At 53.4% G+C, this 14,487-nt stretch carries 17 protein-coding genes; 14 read left to right on the forward strand and 3 right to left on the reverse strand.

Annotated elements, in window-relative coordinates; translation table 11 throughout:
* Positions 1-38 precede the first annotated feature (38 nt).
* From dapA to Q8O73_RS06885, 4 genes are all read left to right on the forward strand, one after another.
* A complete protein-coding gene (dapA, locus tag Q8O73_RS06870; RefSeq protein WP_305556757.1) occupies positions 39-917 on the forward strand; it encodes a 4-hydroxy-tetrahydrodipicolinate synthase in 879 nt (292 codons plus the stop codon).
* 31 nt (positions 918-948) lie between these two features.
* A complete protein-coding gene (gene smpB, locus Q8O73_RS06875; RefSeq protein ID WP_305556758.1) occupies positions 949-1,428 on the forward strand; it encodes an SsrA-binding protein SmpB in 480 nt (159 codons plus the stop codon).
* A 118-nt stretch (positions 1,429-1,546) separates the two neighbouring features.
* A complete protein-coding gene (locus tag Q8O73_RS06880) occupies positions 1,547-2,206 on the forward strand; it encodes a sulfite oxidase-like oxidoreductase (protein ID WP_305556760.1) in 660 nt (219 codons plus the stop codon).
* Positions 2,199-2,762: a glutathione peroxidase gene (locus Q8O73_RS06885; protein WP_305556762.1), complete on the forward strand. Its 564-nt coding sequence runs from the start codon at positions 2,199-2,201 to the stop codon at positions 2,760-2,762. Before Q8O73_RS06880 ends, Q8O73_RS06885 begins: the two co-directional genes overlap by 8 nt.
* Here the strand turns inward: Q8O73_RS06885 and recQ are convergent, their stop codons facing one another.
* Genes recQ through Q8O73_RS06900 form a run of 3 tightly spaced genes read right to left on the reverse strand, consistent with a single transcriptional unit; the run spans position 2,763 to position 5,908 of the window.
* Positions 2,763-4,616, reverse strand: coding sequence for a DNA helicase RecQ (gene recQ, locus Q8O73_RS06890; protein ID WP_305556765.1), 1,854 nt, complete (start codon positions 4,614-4,616; stop codon positions 2,763-2,765). It abuts the gene before it with no gap.
* The gene (locus tag Q8O73_RS06895) at positions 4,609-5,259 is read right to left on the reverse strand and encodes a uracil-DNA glycosylase (RefSeq protein ID WP_305556768.1); all 651 of its coding nucleotides are present in this window, start codon (positions 5,257-5,259) and stop codon (positions 4,609-4,611) included. Before Q8O73_RS06895 ends, recQ begins: the two co-directional genes overlap by 8 nt.
* A gap of 40 nt (positions 5,260-5,299) precedes the next feature.
* Entirely contained in the window at positions 5,300-5,908 is a 609-nt protein-coding gene (locus Q8O73_RS06900; protein WP_305556771.1) for an NYN domain-containing protein, read from the reverse strand.
* 179 nt (positions 5,909-6,087) lie between these two features.
* Here Q8O73_RS06900 and folK point away from each other — a divergent pair, with 179 nt between their 5' ends.
* The 10 genes from folK (at position 6,088) to recO (ending at position 14,483) form a co-directional block, all read left to right on the forward strand.
* Positions 6,088-6,627, forward strand: a complete 540-nt coding sequence (folK, locus tag Q8O73_RS06905) for a 2-amino-4-hydroxy-6-hydroxymethyldihydropteridine diphosphokinase (RefSeq protein WP_371135051.1) — start codon at positions 6,088-6,090, stop codon at positions 6,625-6,627.
* A 113-nt stretch (positions 6,628-6,740) separates the two neighbouring features.
* A complete protein-coding gene (gene rpoZ / locus Q8O73_RS06910) occupies positions 6,741-7,079 on the forward strand; it encodes a DNA-directed RNA polymerase subunit omega (RefSeq protein ID WP_305556773.1) in 339 nt (112 codons plus the stop codon).
* Positions 7,080-7,223: 144 nt separating this feature from the next.
* Positions 7,224-9,362, forward strand: coding sequence for a bifunctional (p)ppGpp synthetase/guanosine-3',5'-bis(diphosphate) 3'-pyrophosphohydrolase (locus Q8O73_RS06915; RefSeq protein ID WP_305556775.1), 2,139 nt, complete (start codon positions 7,224-7,226; stop codon positions 9,360-9,362).
* 114 nt (positions 9,363-9,476) lie between these two features.
* Positions 9,477-10,175, forward strand: a complete 699-nt coding sequence (locus Q8O73_RS06920; RefSeq protein ID WP_305556777.1) for a DUF2062 domain-containing protein — start codon at positions 9,477-9,479, stop codon at positions 10,173-10,175.
* Positions 10,172-10,921, forward strand: a complete 750-nt coding sequence (locus Q8O73_RS06925) for a pyridoxine 5'-phosphate synthase (protein WP_305556779.1) — start codon at positions 10,172-10,174, stop codon at positions 10,919-10,921. The genes Q8O73_RS06920 and Q8O73_RS06925 overlap by 4 nt, the downstream gene beginning before the upstream one ends.
* Complete coding sequence (gene acpS / locus Q8O73_RS06930) at positions 10,921-11,316, forward strand: holo-ACP synthase (protein WP_305556780.1); 396 nt, start codon at positions 10,921-10,923, stop codon at positions 11,314-11,316. Before Q8O73_RS06925 ends, acpS begins: the two co-directional genes overlap by 1 nt.
* 45 nt (positions 11,317-11,361) lie before the next feature.
* Positions 11,362-12,096 (forward strand): signal peptidase I, encoded by a 735-nt coding sequence (lepB, locus tag Q8O73_RS06935; RefSeq protein WP_305556782.1) that lies wholly within the window; start codon positions 11,362-11,364, stop codon positions 12,094-12,096.
* Positions 12,096-12,779 (forward strand): ribonuclease III, encoded by a 684-nt coding sequence (gene rnc / locus Q8O73_RS06940; RefSeq protein ID WP_305556784.1) that lies wholly within the window; start codon positions 12,096-12,098, stop codon positions 12,777-12,779. Before lepB ends, rnc begins: the two co-directional genes overlap by 1 nt.
* The gene (era, locus tag Q8O73_RS06945; RefSeq protein WP_305556786.1) at positions 12,772-13,710 is read left to right on the forward strand and encodes a GTPase Era; all 939 of its coding nucleotides are present in this window, start codon (positions 12,772-12,774) and stop codon (positions 13,708-13,710) included. Before rnc ends, era begins: the two co-directional genes overlap by 8 nt.
* A 26-nt stretch (positions 13,711-13,736) precedes the next feature.
* Positions 13,737-14,483 carry a DNA repair protein RecO gene (gene recO, locus Q8O73_RS06950; protein WP_305556788.1) on the forward strand — a complete coding sequence of 249 codons (747 nt, stop codon included), beginning with the start codon at positions 13,737-13,739 and terminating at the stop codon, positions 14,481-14,483.
* The last annotated feature ends 4 nt before the right edge of the window (positions 14,484-14,487 follow it).

A 14,487-nucleotide genomic window follows, 5' to 3' on the forward strand; every position in this document is an offset into this window, starting at 1 on the left:
GCCTCCGCTTTAATCCACGCCAAGATTTGGAGATATCGATGTTTAAAGGTTCGATTACCGCTTTGATCACCCCATTCACGCCGAATGGTGCGATCGACGAAAAAGCGTTCCTGTCTTTTGTGGATTGGCAACTTAAACAGGGAACGACGGGGGTTGTGCCGGTTGGCACTACCGGAGAGTCACCGACTCTCAGCCATGCCGAACATCATCGTGTGGTCGAATTGACCCTCGAAGTTGCCAAGGGGCGTGGCCCGGTGATTGCCGGTACCGGTTCCAATTCAACGGTCGAGGCGATTTCGCTGACCCGTCATGCCCAGAATGCCGGGGCCGATGCTGCGCTTGTTGTGACACCTTATTATAACAAGCCCAGCCAGCGCGGCCTGTTTGCACATTACAAGGCGATACATGACGCCACCGACATTCCGATTATTATTTATAATATTCCGGGCCGTTCAGTGATCGACATGTCAGTCGATACCATGGCGCAACTGGCGAAATTACCGCGCATCGTCGGGGTCAAGGACGCCACCAGCGATCTGGAACGTCCAGCCTTGACCCGTCTGGCGGCAGGCCCTGATTTTTGCCAACTTTCGGGCGAAGATGCCACGATCCTTGCCTTTCTGGCACAGGGCGGTCATGGCTGCATTTCGGTGACGGCCAATATTGCCCCGAAACTGTGTTCGGATTTGCATGCGGCATGGCAGGCCGGTGATATCGCGCGCGCACAGCAATTGAATTACCGGCTGATGCCGGTGCACAAGGCGATGTTCTGTGAAGGCAATCCGGGGCCGGTAAAATATGCCGCCGAGCTTTTGGGGTTGTGTGGATCGCATATGCGACTGCCGATGGTCGAAATCGCCGATGAATCAAAGCAGCGTGTGGAAACCGCGTTGCGGAATGCCGGCATCCTGTCTTGATCAGGACAGGTGCGGCCTGTAAGTTTTTGTGATGGCGACGAAAAAAGAGACGATAACGACGAACAAGGTTGTGGCGCAGAACCGCCGTGCCCGTTTTGATTATTTCCTGACGGAAACATTCGAGGCGGGACTGGTTTTGCAGGGCACCGAGGTGAAATCCTTGCGGGCAGGCAAGGGCAACATTCAGGAATCCTATGCCGAACCAAAAAATGGCGAAATCTGGCTGATCAATGCCTATATTCCTGAATATCAAAGCAAGATGGCGTTCGGGCATGAAGAACGCCGTCCACGCAAATTATTGTTGCGCAAACGCGAGGTAATCAGGCTGTCGGATGCGGTTGGCCGCAAGGGCATTACGCTGGTGCCGGTCAAAATCTATTTCAATGACCGGGGCATCGCCAAAATCGAAATTGCGATTGCCGAAGGCAAGAAGAAATCCGACAAACGCGATGCCGTCAAGGAACGTGACTGGCAACGTGACAAGGCACGAATCCTGCGCGATCATGGCTGAATACCATGTCACAACCCTGCGATCAGGCTTGATTTCCGGGTAAGGCATCATAAATGGCGCAGACAGGGTGAACGTGTCTGCGCCATTTTCCGTATGACACAGGAACAGGAGGGGCAGCATGGCCAACGGGTTTAGCGGCAAGATCAAGCAAAAACTGATTGAGGCCAAACAGAAATGGGCCGAAAATGGCCGTCTTCTGACCGGTGTCACCGACCCTGACAAGGAAAACCGATTGCCGCCGGGGCAACGTCAGGTGAAAGATTGGCCGGTACTGGATCTGGGTATTACACCGCAAATCACGCCCGATGAATTTCGTCTGACCATTGATGGCGAAGTGGAAAATCCGGTGATGCTGGATATGGATGGGGTGCTACGCCTGCCTGCCATGTATGATAAAAGCGATATTCATTGTGTCACCAGTTGGTCGCGATACGATAATCACTGGCAGGGTGTATCGGCACATGCACTTACCGGTCTGGTGCGCCCGACGGCGGCGGCAAAGCATGTCCTGTTCACCGCGCATGACGGGTACACGACCAATGTGCGGATCGACCAGTTTCTCGATGACGATGTGTTGCTGGCCCATCATTGGGAAGATCAGCCGATTACCGCCGAACATGGCGGGCCGGTGCGTGTCGTGATTCCCAAACTTTATTTCTGGAAAAGCGCGAAATGGATTCGAAAAATCAGTTTTTCTGAGACCGACCATCCGGGATTTTGGGAAGTGCGCGGCTATCATAACAATGCAGAACCCTGGGCGGAGGAACGTTATGGTTAAACCAGCAATCCTGATCGGGGCTTGTATCATGACCTTTTCCGCAATAATGCCCGCCACTGCGCAAGAGGCCCCGATGAATGCCCATCAGTTTACATTTTCATCGATTGATGGCGGCGATTTTGCCCTTTCGCAGTATCGCGGCAAGGCGGTTCTGGTGGTGAATACCGCATCGTTTTGTGGTTTTACTCGGCAATATACCGCCCTTCAAGCGCTGTGGAGCCAACGGCGTGAACAGGGACTGGTCGTTCTGGGCGTACCGTCCGGGGATTTTGGCGGGCAGGAATATGAGTCAGAGGCCGAAATCAAGGACTTCTGCGATGTCAATTTTGATGTGGATTTTCCGATGACCACCCGTGAAAAGGTGAGCGGAGCGGATGCTCATCCGTTTTATCAATGGGCCCGCGCCGAGTTGGGCGAAGATCAGGCCCCGAAATGGAATTTCCATAAATATCTGGTGGGGCCGAATGGCGATCTGGTCGCCAGTTTTGCAACACGGGTCACACCGGATGATCCGGTAATTTGGGATGCCATCGACATCGCGCTTTCTCGACCGTGATCAGCGACGGCCATCCATGACATCAAGGAAAGCCAGACCATATTGGTCAAGTTTTTTTACGCCGACGCCATTGATCGATGACATGTCATCCAGATTGCGCGGCTTGAAACGGACCATTTCCCACAAGGTGCGATCACTGAAAATCACATAAGGCGGGACATTTTGCTGGCTGGCCAGTTCGCGGCGCAGGCTGCGCAGGCGTTCCCACAAATCGCGATCTTCTTCGGTATCGAAATTGGTGTCAAAATCCCGCAGGCGGCGGGTTGTCGTGCGTTTGCTTTCGCCCGGATCAAGGCGCATCTGCACGGTTTTTTCTCCGCGCAATACCGGACGACAAGTGTCGGTCAGATAAATCCCGCCATGTCCTTCGACATCGACCTGCAAATAATCCATCGCCAGCAATTGTCGGAACACCGACCGCCATTGCGGTTGGGCGATATCCTTGCCGATACCATAAACCGTGGTTTTGTCATGATTGTTCTGACGGATTTTTTCGGTCTGCCGACCGGTCAGAACATCAATGATATGGGCCGGGCCAAACCGTTGCCCGGTACGATAAACCGCCGATAATGCCTTGCGTGCGGCATCGGTCGCATCCCATGTTTCGACTGGTTCCAAGCAGGTATCACAATTGCCACAGGGTTCCGGCAGGGTTTCACCAAAATAGGATAAAATCACCTGTCGGCGGCAAGTTATGGTTTCGGCAAGACCGACCAGCGCATCAAGCTTGCGCGATTCAATCCGTTTCTGGCTGTCGGGTGCATCCGATGATGACAACATGCTGCGGATCGATACGATGTCGGACAAATCATAATTCATCCAGGCATTGGCCGGAAGCCCGTCACGACCGGCGCGCCCGGTTTCCTGATAATAGGCTTCCATGCTTTTGGGCAAATTAAGGTGGGCGACAAAGCGCACATTGGGTTTGTCAATTCCCATGCCAAAGGCGACGGTTGCACAAATGATCAGGCCGTCTTCTTTCAAAAACCGGTCCTGATGATTTTGACGGACTTCCTGAGGTAATCCGGCATGATAGGGTAGGGCCGGGCGACCATTTTCGGTCAGCCATTGCGCGATGTCTTCGGTTTTTCGCCGCGACAGGCAATAGACAATCCCGGCATCTTCGGGATGTTCGCGATTCAGGAATGACAACAGACGTTGTTTGGCATTGCCTTTGGTTTCGATGCGATAGGTAATGTTGGGTCGGTCAAACCCGGTCAGAAAACACCTTGCCCCGGTTAAATGCAGGCTTTCGGCGATGTCCTTGCGGGTCGGGGTGTCGGCGGTTGCCGTCAGGGCAATGCGTGGCACATGCGGATAACGGGTCGGCAGTAAATCCAGACGGCGATATTCCGGACGAAAATCATGCCCCCATTGCGATACGCAATGTGCTTCGTCAATGGCAAACAGGGCTATACGGATGCGGTCCAAAAGGTTCAGGAACCGATCGGTGGCAAACCGTTCCGGTGCAACATACAAAAGATCGATATCGCCTTCGATGGCACGGATTTCAATTTCGCGGGCCGCATCGGGGGCCAGTGTCGAATTGATAAAGGCCGCCTTCACCCCCAATTGCGTCAGGGCATCAACCTGATCCTTCATCAGGGCGATCAGGGGCGACACCACAATCGCAACACCGGGGCGGCACAGGGCCGGAATCTGGTAGCACAATGATTTGCCGCCACCGGTCGGCATCAGTACCAATGCATCCTTTCCTGCGATCACATGATCGATGACTTCGGCCTGTTGCCCCCGGAAACTGCCATATCCAAAAACATCCCGCAAAACCGCGATCGGCTGCGGCGGGATGAAGGATGCGGACAGATCGTCAGGATAGGGGGCGGTGTCAGGCACTATGTCGGTCCAGATGAGCGCGAATATCGGTAAAGACGTTTTCAAACATCTCGGTGGTCAGGCGGTTGGTCTGGGTGTTGTAACGCGAACAGTGATAGCTATCAAACAAAGTGATGCCGTTATCCATTTTGTGACGGGCCTGATGGGAAAATTTCAGGGCGGACAGCTTTTGCCCAAATGTCCGCGCCATCGCTTGATGGGCAACCTGTCCCAGACACAGAATGGCCGAAAGATTCTTCATTGCCGCAAATTCACTGATCAGAAACGGTCGGCAGGTATTGGCTTCATCGCCGGTTGGTTTGTTTTCCGGCGGGACGCATTTAACGGCATTGGTAATGCGGCAATCAATCAGTTCCAGCCCGTCATCGGGCCGCTTGGCATAGGTGCCACGCGCAAATCCGAATTTTTTCAAAGTGCTGTATAAAAGATCACCGGCATAATCGCCAGTAAAGGGGCGACCTGTGGCATTGGCGCCTTTCAGCCCCGGCGCAAGACCGACGATCAGCAAACGGGCATTCAATGGCCCAAAGGGCGACACGGGCCCGTTATGAAAATGGGGAAATTTTACCTGGTTGTTCTGGCGAAATTCCACAAGGCGCGGGCAGAGCGGGCAATCGGCTGCCGGTTGTAAAAAGTCGGTCATGGCGGGTCTGACTGTTTTTAAGGATTTGTGGGCGCGATGATTATTCGAAATCGACATCATCAAGTTCGGGGTGGGCAGGATGGCCCGAAAAATCAGGATGGTCATCGTCGCGGCGTTGTTGCGCCTTGCGGGCGATGGTGCCTTCCAGTTCGGTCAGTTCGATGAAATTATCGGCCTGACGGCGCAACTCATCGGCAACCATCGGCGGATTTGATTTGACGGTAGACACTACGGTCACCCGAACACCCTTGCGCTGAACCGCATCCACCAGTCGACGGAAATCGCCATCGCCAGAGAAAATAACAACATGATCAAGATGTTGTGCCATTTCCATCACGTCGATGGCCAGTTCGATATCCATGTTGCCTTTGATCTTGCGACGGCCGGCGGCATCGGTGAATTCCTTGGTCGGTTTGGTGACCATGGTATAACCGTTGTAATCAAGCCAATCGACCAGCGGACGGATCGGGGAATATTCCTGATCCTCGATCAGGGCGGTGTAATAAAAGGCGCGAATAAGCTGACCTTTTTGCGCAAAAAGTTCCAGCAAGCGCTTGTAATCAATGTCAAAACCCAATGCACGGGCTGCGGCATAAAGGTTGGAGCCGTCAATAAACAACCCGATCCGTTCTTGCGGATAGAAGATCATTGGAAAATTCCTTAAACAACGTTTTTAAAATAAACTATCGATAATCAGATCAACGGTTCCGTTTGTACCCCGCCATCGGTGACAAGGAAAGGCCGAAAATATCGTGGACAGGGGTATCTGCTCCCTTACATAGTGCGTTTTTCCAAATGGTCTATACGGTGTAAAAAGGATTTCGACCTGTGCAAAAATATCAGCCTGGCCTGATGAATGATCCGGCTGCCGTGATCCTGATTGCGATGGGAGCCAATTTGCCGACGGTACAATATGGCGCCCCCGATGCGACCTTGCGTGCAGCATTGGCGCGGTTGGCCAATGGCGGGGATATTGTTATTGCCGATATATCCCCCTTTTATGAAACGGCCCCGGTGCCGGTGTCCGATCAGCCTTGGTATGTCAATGGTGTGGCGCGGATCGAAACGCACCTGCCGCCTGCAGGAGTTCTGGCGCGACTGCACGACGTTGAAGCCGAATTTGGCCGTACCCGCCGGGAACGCAATGAGGCGCGGGTGCTTGACCTGGATCTGATTGCCTATCGGCAGGAGGTCATTGCGACACCGGGCGGCATGCATGTTCCCCATCCGCGCATGGCGGACCGGGCCTTTGTGTTGTTGCCATTGCGCGATGTTGCCCCGGATTGGATCCATCCGGTCAGTGGCCGTCATATTGATGATTTGATTGCAGATTTGCCCGGCGAACAGGAAATCCGGTGCAAGCCTTGAAAAAGGTCTGCAAATAACACGTAAAATGGCTGTTCTTCGCTGTTGCAACAATGTTAAAGCGGCGCTATAACATCCGGTCTGGATACACCCAAAAAGATTTTCTGGAGAAGTTAATGGCCCGCGTAACCGTCGAAGATTGCGTCGATAAGATTCCGAACCGATTTGAGCTTGTCATGCTGGCAGCTCAGCGTGCGCGCAACATTTCGGCCGGTGCCGAACTGACCATTGATCGCGACAATGACAAGAACCCGGTCGTGGCGCTGCGCGAAATTGCCGAAGAAACCGTTAATTTCGACGATTTGCGCAATGGCATGGTTTCTGGTCTGCAACGCCATGTCGAAAGCGAAGAACCCGAAGATATCGAAGACGAATTTGGTCCGAAACTGACGGTGGATATTGCCGAAGACATGCCGGTGATCGCGACAGCGGGCGCAGACGAAGACGACGAATAAGCTGCGATCCGACCGCGTTTCAAAACCGATATGAATTAAAAAAGCCGCGGTATTTCTCTTCCGTGGCTTTTTTTTGTCTGCATACTATGTTCAGAGAAGACGCAAAAATGCGTCCCTGCGATGAGAGAGTGGAGCTGCCCCTGAATGATGCGTCAATATGAACTCGTTGAAAGGGTCAAAGCATATGACCCCGATGCGTGTGAAACCACACTGAACCGGGCATATGTGTATGCAACCCAAAAACATGGTTCGCAGAAACGCGCATCAGGCGATCCGTATTTTTCGCATCCGATTGAAGTCGCAGGCATTCTGACCCATTACAAGCTGGATTGTGATACCATCATCACGGCCCTTTTGCATGACACTATCGAAGATACCGACGCCACCCCGGAAGAAATCATCAAATTATTCGGGGCCAATATTTTCAAGCTGGTGGATGGCGTTACCAAGCTGACGCAGATCGAACTGAAATCCGCCGATTCAAAACAGGCGGAAAATTTCCGTAAACTGCTTTTGGCGATGTCCGAAGATATCCGGGTGTTGCTGGTCAAGCTGGCGGACCGTCTGCATAATATGCGGACGTTGCATTATATTTTGAAACCGGAAAAACGGGTTCGGATTGCGGCTGAAACCCTTGAAATCTATGCGCCATTGGCCGAACGCATCGGCATGCACGATATCAAGGAAGAACTCGAAGATCTGGCGTTCGAGCATCTTAATCCCGAAGCGCGCGGATCGATCATGGCGCGCCTCGAATTCTTGCGGCTTAAAGATGACAATGTGGTTGACCGTATTGTCAGCCAGCTTGACAAGTCGATTAATGGCGAAGGCTTGAACGCCAGAATTTATGGCCGGGAAAAACGGCCCTATTCGATTTGGCAAAAGATGCAGCGCAAGAACATCACCTTTGGTGAATTGTCTGACATCATGGCGTTTCGGGTGCTGGTCGATACCATGCCGCAATGCTACGAAGTGCTGGGATATCTGCATGCGGGTTACAAGGTGGTGCCGGGCCGGTTCAAGGATTATATCTCGACACCGAAACCCAACGGATACCGGTCGATCCACACCACGGTGATCGGCCCGGAAAACCATCGGATCGAGGTCCAGATCCGCACCCGCGAGATGCACGAAGTCAACGAGAACGGGGTTGCGGCCCACTGGTCCTACAAGCAGGGCAGTGCCTTGCAAAAAGAAGGCACACAATATCGTTGGTTGCGTGATCTTCTGGATATTCTGGAACATGCCTCGGAACCGGAAGAATTTCTGGAACATACCAAACTGGCTATGTTTCAGGATCAGGTTTTCTGTTTCTCTCCCAAGGGTGATGTGATTGCCCTGCCGGCACATGCCACACCGGTCGATTTCGCCTATATGATCCACACCCATATCGGAGATACCTGTGTCGGGGCCAAGGTCAATGGCGCAATGGTGCCGTTGCGCACCCAGTTAAATAACGGCGATCAGGTCGAAATCGTCACGTCAAAGGCGCAAACCCCCAATCCGACATGGGAACGCTTTGTAATGACGGGCAAGGCGCGGGCCCGGATCCGGCGCTTTATCCGTCAGCAGCAGGAAAAACAGTATAAAGATCTGGGCAAGGCGATCTTGCAAAAGGCTTTCCGGCAGGAAGGATATGAATATTCCGAAAAGGCGATCGATGGCGTTCTGAAAATTTTCAAGATGCCGTCGGTTGATTCCCTTTTGGCGGCAGTCGGTTCGGGTAATCATACTGGGCGTGAAATTGTTCATGCGGTTTTCCCCGGCACCAAGGATGCGGAAACAGCGCGCAAGATTGTACCGCTGGAACGCGCCCGCAATCGCAAGCGGGACCATGCTATCCCGATCAAGGGGCTGATCCCCGGTATGGCCGTGCATTATGCCGGATGTTGTCACCCGTTGCCGGGGGACCGCATCGTTGGCATCGTCACCACCGGCAAGGGGGTGACGATCCACACCATTGATTGCGATACGCTGGAAACCTTTGCCGATCAGCCGGAACGCTGGCTGGATGTGGGATGGGACAATGAGGGTGAACCGGAACATTTCGTCGGGCGGCTGGGCCTGACGGTGGCCCATGAAAAAGGGGCATTGAGCACAATTACCAGTGTGATTGCCAAGAATCTGGGGAACATCACCAATCTGCGTTTCACCAACCGCACCCAGGACTTTTTTGAAATGTTGATTGATATTGACGTGGTTGATGTGCGGCATCTGACCAACATCATTGCCGCCTTGCGGGCGACACCGGTGGTCAATACGGTCGAGCGGGCGCGGGGATGATTGGTAATTAGATGTAACAGGCGCTATTTCCTTGCCAACCGGGTTTTCTGCCCTTACCCATAAGGCCCGGATTGTCGCCGGTTTCACCCGTTTTGCCAGCAGTTTGACGTTCTTATGTTTCAGCGCCGAATAAAACCGACATCACTGCAACGTTTGCGCAATGTCCTTTGGCCCCGTGGTGGCTGGCGGCGGTCATCACGGTATTTTGCACACCGAGTCGCACGATTGCCCGGATCGCCCTATAGCATTGCTGCCGGGTTTGCCGTTGGGGCGGCGGTATCATTTACACCGTTTATCGGTTTTCATTTTGTCCTGTCTATTCTGCTAAGCTTTCTTTTGCGGGGCAATATGGTCGCCGCGCTTTTGGGGACAGTGGTTGGTAACCCGTGGACGTTTCCGTTCATCTGGTTGTGGCTTTATCATTCCGGACTGTGGATTTTGGGGATCAATCCGGCGACGGTGGCAATTGATTTCAATATGGCGGTCCTGTGGGATTTCATCGTGCTGGGATTGAACTATGTCGGGGGTGGCCTGATTTTTGGGCATTGGGACGATGTGGATCACACCCAGCTTGGTATTCTGTGGGATGGTATCGTGCATATCATCTGGCCGATGGTGATCGGCTGCATTCCGACGATGCTGGTGGTTTGGGCCTTGTTTTATTTCCCGGTATACCGGGCCGTTGTGATTTATCGCCATAACCGTATTTTGCGCAGAATGAAGGTCCATGAAAGACGGGGGTTCAAACCGATGCTTGAAGCGGCGAAACTAAAAATCAGCCATGCCAGACAGGAACGAGACGACGAGAAATGACATCAAAATTGCGGTTGGGCGTGAATATTGATCATGTGGCGACAATCCGGAATGCGCGGGGCGGCCCACACCCCGATCCGGTGCGCGCCGCCCGGATGGCGGCCCGTGCCGGGGCAGACGGGATTACCGCCCATCTGCGTGAGGATCGTCGGCATATTTCCGATCCGGATATTGCGCGGCTACGTGCAGAAATCGACCTGCCGCTGAATTTTGAAATGGCGGCGACCGATGAAATGTTGTCCATCGCCCTGAAATCCAAGCCGCATGCCGCCTGCATCGTGCCCGAAAAACGCGAGGAACGCACGACCGAGGGTGGACTTGATGTTGTCGGCGGGCATAATCATTTGAAACGGTTCGTGCATGAACTGGGCAATGCCGGAATCCGGGTTTCACTGTTTATCGAGGCGTCAAAGGAACAGCTGGATGCTGCCGTTCATCTGGGCGCGCCAGTGGTTGAAATTCATACCGGGGCCTATTGCGATGCCACCGCAGGTGTGCTGCGCGATCATGAACTGGCGCGGATTGCCGACGCCGTGACCTATGGCCGCAGCATCGGTCTGGAAATGCATGCCGGGCATGGTTTAAGTTTTGAAACCGTTAGCCCGGTGGCGGCGATGGTCGAGATTTCCGAACTCAATATCGGGCATTTCCTGATTGGCGAGGCGATTTTCACCGGACTGGAAAACAGCATTGCAGAAATGCGGCGTTTGATGGATATGGCCCGCCAAAAGGACAGCGAGAATTAATGATTATTGGCATCGGGACGGATTTATGTGATATCCGGCGCATTGAATCAGCGCTTGAGCGGTTTGGCGACCGGTTTCTGAAACGCGTTTTCACCGTAACGGAAATCACCCGCGCCCAAAGACGACCGCATCGCATGGCTTCGTCGCTGGCGATGTCATTTGCGGCGAAAGAAGCCTGTTCCAAGGCATTGGGGACCGGGTTTCGGCGCGGTGTCCATCATAATACGATGGGCGTTGTCCATCAGCCCAGCGGCAAACCGGATATGGTTTTGACGGACGGGGCACTGATACGGTTGACGGAACTGACGCCGGATGGAAAAAGTGCATCGGTCCATGTCAGTTTGACCGATGAATATCCGATGGCCAATGCTGTCGTCGTGATTTCGGCAGATTGAACTTTTTGAACGATAATTTGGTTTGTATCCTGAATGGAAAAGATTGTGCAGAAGAAGAAAACCGGCGGTTTCATCGATACATTCAAGACCGTTTTCTGGGCAGTCGTCATTGCGTTGTTTGTACGCACATTTGCCTATGAACCCTTTAATATCCCGTCCGGGTCGATGATCCCGTCCTTGCTGGTCGGCGATTATCTGTTTGTGTCGAAATTTTCCTATGGATATTCCAAACACAGCCTGCCGTTCAGCTTGCCGCTGATCCCGAACCGGATTCTGACCACGGAACCCAAACAGGGCGATGTGGTGGTATTCAAATTGCCGTCCGATCCGTCACAGGATTATATCAAGCGTGTCATTGGTCTGCCCGGCGATACGGTGCAGGTGATAGAAGGACGTTTGCATATCAATGGAGTTGTCGCGCCACGTGAACGGATCGGGGATTATATTCTGACCGATGGCACCGGGCAGGCGATTGCTGTTCCGCAATATATGGAAATCCTGCCGAACGGGACCATGCACCCGATTTTGGAAATTTTTGGCGATCAGGGACCCAGTGATAATACCGATCCGTTTACCGTTCCCGCAGACCATTATTTCATGATGGGCGACAATCGCGACAATTCTGCCGACAGTCGCGCCTTTTCGCCGCGCTTCCGGTTTGTGCCGCTTGAAAATCTGGTCGGGCGTGCCGAATTCCTGTTTTATTCAAAAGACAGCAGTCAACCGATTTATGATTTCAGCAGCATTCGCTTTGAGCGTCTGTTCAAAGGGGTCAACTGATGGCCGGAAATGAGCCTTCCGTTTTGCCGCTTGGATATGACTTTGCCCAGCCCGACTTGCTGCGGATTGCCCTGACGCATCGCAGTGCGGCCAAAGGCAAGGATACGTTGAGCGGCGGCAATGAACGGTTGGAATTTCTGGGTGATCGGGTGTTGGGCCTTGTTGTCGCCGAAATTCTGTATCGCCGGTTTGGTCGGGAACGCGAAGGGGCGATGGCCAAACGGTTTGTTGCTTTGGTACGGCGCGAAACGCTGGCGCGGATTGCCGTGCAGATCGGACTTGGCGATCATATCCAGATGGCCAAAGGCGAACGGGCATCGGGTGCAGATGCCAACCCGGCGATTTTATCCGATTGCATGGAAGCGGTGATTGCCGCACTCTATCTGGATGGCGGGTTGGAACCGGCACGCCAGTTTATTGAACGATTATGGTTGCCTTTGCTGGACGAAGACCCAAAACCGCCGCAAGACGCCAAGACGCGCTTGCAGGAATGGTTACAGGGACAGGGCAAGGCCTTGCCGCAATATGAAATGGTGGGCCGTGAAGGCCCGGCCCATGCCCCGGTTTTTACCATCGAACTAACGACCAGCGATGGCATTCAGGTCCGGGCCGAGGGTAAATCAAAACGTGAAGCCGAACAAATCGCTGCACAATTAATGTTGGATAAGTCAAATAATGAATGAGGTTCCTGCCCCGGCGACCGAAGGGCGCGCAACTACGCTGCCGCGCTGTGGTTTTGTTGCCCTTGTCGGCGCACCAAATGCTGGCAAGTCAACCTTGCTGAACCAGTTGGTTGGCACCAAGGTATCGATTGTATCGCCCAAGGTGCAAACCACCCGCACCAGGGTGCGCGGCATTGTCATGGTGGATGACGCGCAAGTCGTGTTTATTGATACACCCGGTATTTTCCGTCCGAAACGCCGCCTAGACCGGGCGATGGTCAAGGCTGCGTGGGGCGGGGCGAATGATGCGGATATCGTTGTTCTGGTGGTCGACGCCGAACAGGGCATCACCGAAGAAGTTCAGGCGATTGTCGATCAGTTAAAATCTGAAAAGCGCAAGGCGTTGCTGGCGCTAAACAAGGTGGATAGTGTTCCGGACAAGGAAAAGCTGTTCGGGATATCGCAGGCCCTGTTTTCCGCAGGCGTTTTTACCGATGTCTTTATGATTTCGGCTAAAAAAGGCTCGGGCACGCAGGATTTGGTCAATTTTCTGGCGGCCAAGATGCCCGAAGGCCCGTGGATGTTCCCCGAAGACGATGTGTCGGACATGCCGCTTCGGTTGCTGGCCGCTGAAATCACCCGGGAAAAACTGTATTATCAACTGCAACAGGAACTACCTTATTCTGCAACGGTCGAAACCGAATTGTGGGAAGAAAGACAGGATGGTTCGGTCAAGCTGGAACAAACCATCTTTGTCGAACGAGAAGGCCAGAAAGCCATCATTCTTGGTAAAAATGGCAAGAGAATCAAATCATTGGGTACCGATGCGCGCAAGGAACTTGAACATATTTTTGAACGCCGCGTACATTTGTTTCTGTTTGTGAAAGTCCGGGAAAACTGGGGCGATGATCCCAACCGGCTTGCCATGTGGGGATTGGACCATAACGCCTGAACACGGCAGACAGGCAGGACCGCATTATGGACTGGCGCGATGATGGCATTGTCCTTTCGACGCACAAGCTTGGTGAAAATTCGGTCCGTCTGTCTGTTTTGACGCGCGACTATGGCCGCTACCACGGACTGGTACGCGGGGCGACCGGCAAAAATCTGCGTGGGACACTGGAACCGGGCAATGAAGTGCGGGTAAGCTGGTCCGCCCGTCTGTCTGAACATCTGGGACATTTCAAAAGTGAAATGACGGCGGCACATGCGGCCGATCTTTTACCGTTTCCCGGGCCGTTGCTGGCGCTGAGTTCGGCTTGTTCCCTCTTGGAAATCACCTTGCCGGAACGCGAATCCCATACAGCCCTGTATCATGGGACTGTTGCATTGCTTGGTGCCCTTAAAACCGATCAGTGGCTGGCGTCCTATATCCGCTGGGAAGTCGGGCTTTTGGAAGAATTGGGCTATGGCCTGCAATTTCAATGCTGTGCCGCAACCGGCGATGTGACGGGTCTGCATTTTGTCTCGCCCAAAAGTGGTCGTGCGGTTTCACAACAGGCTGGTATGCCCTATCGCGACAAAATGCTGCCCTTGCCAGCCTTTTTGGCCGGAAGAAGGGCGTCAGAGGCGGCGCGGGAATACCCGATGGCCGATCAGTATCGTCAGGGTATGCAATTGACCGGTCATTTTATTCACCGGGATATTTTCGATGCCAAAGGGGTGAAACCGGTTGCCGCACGGGACCGTCTGACCAGTCTGGTCTGGCGTTTGGAGGCGACATGAAAAT

This window comes from Thalassospira sp., assembly GCF_030690045.1.
Classification (GTDB): domain Bacteria; phylum Pseudomonadota; class Alphaproteobacteria; order Rhodospirillales; family Thalassospiraceae; genus Thalassospira.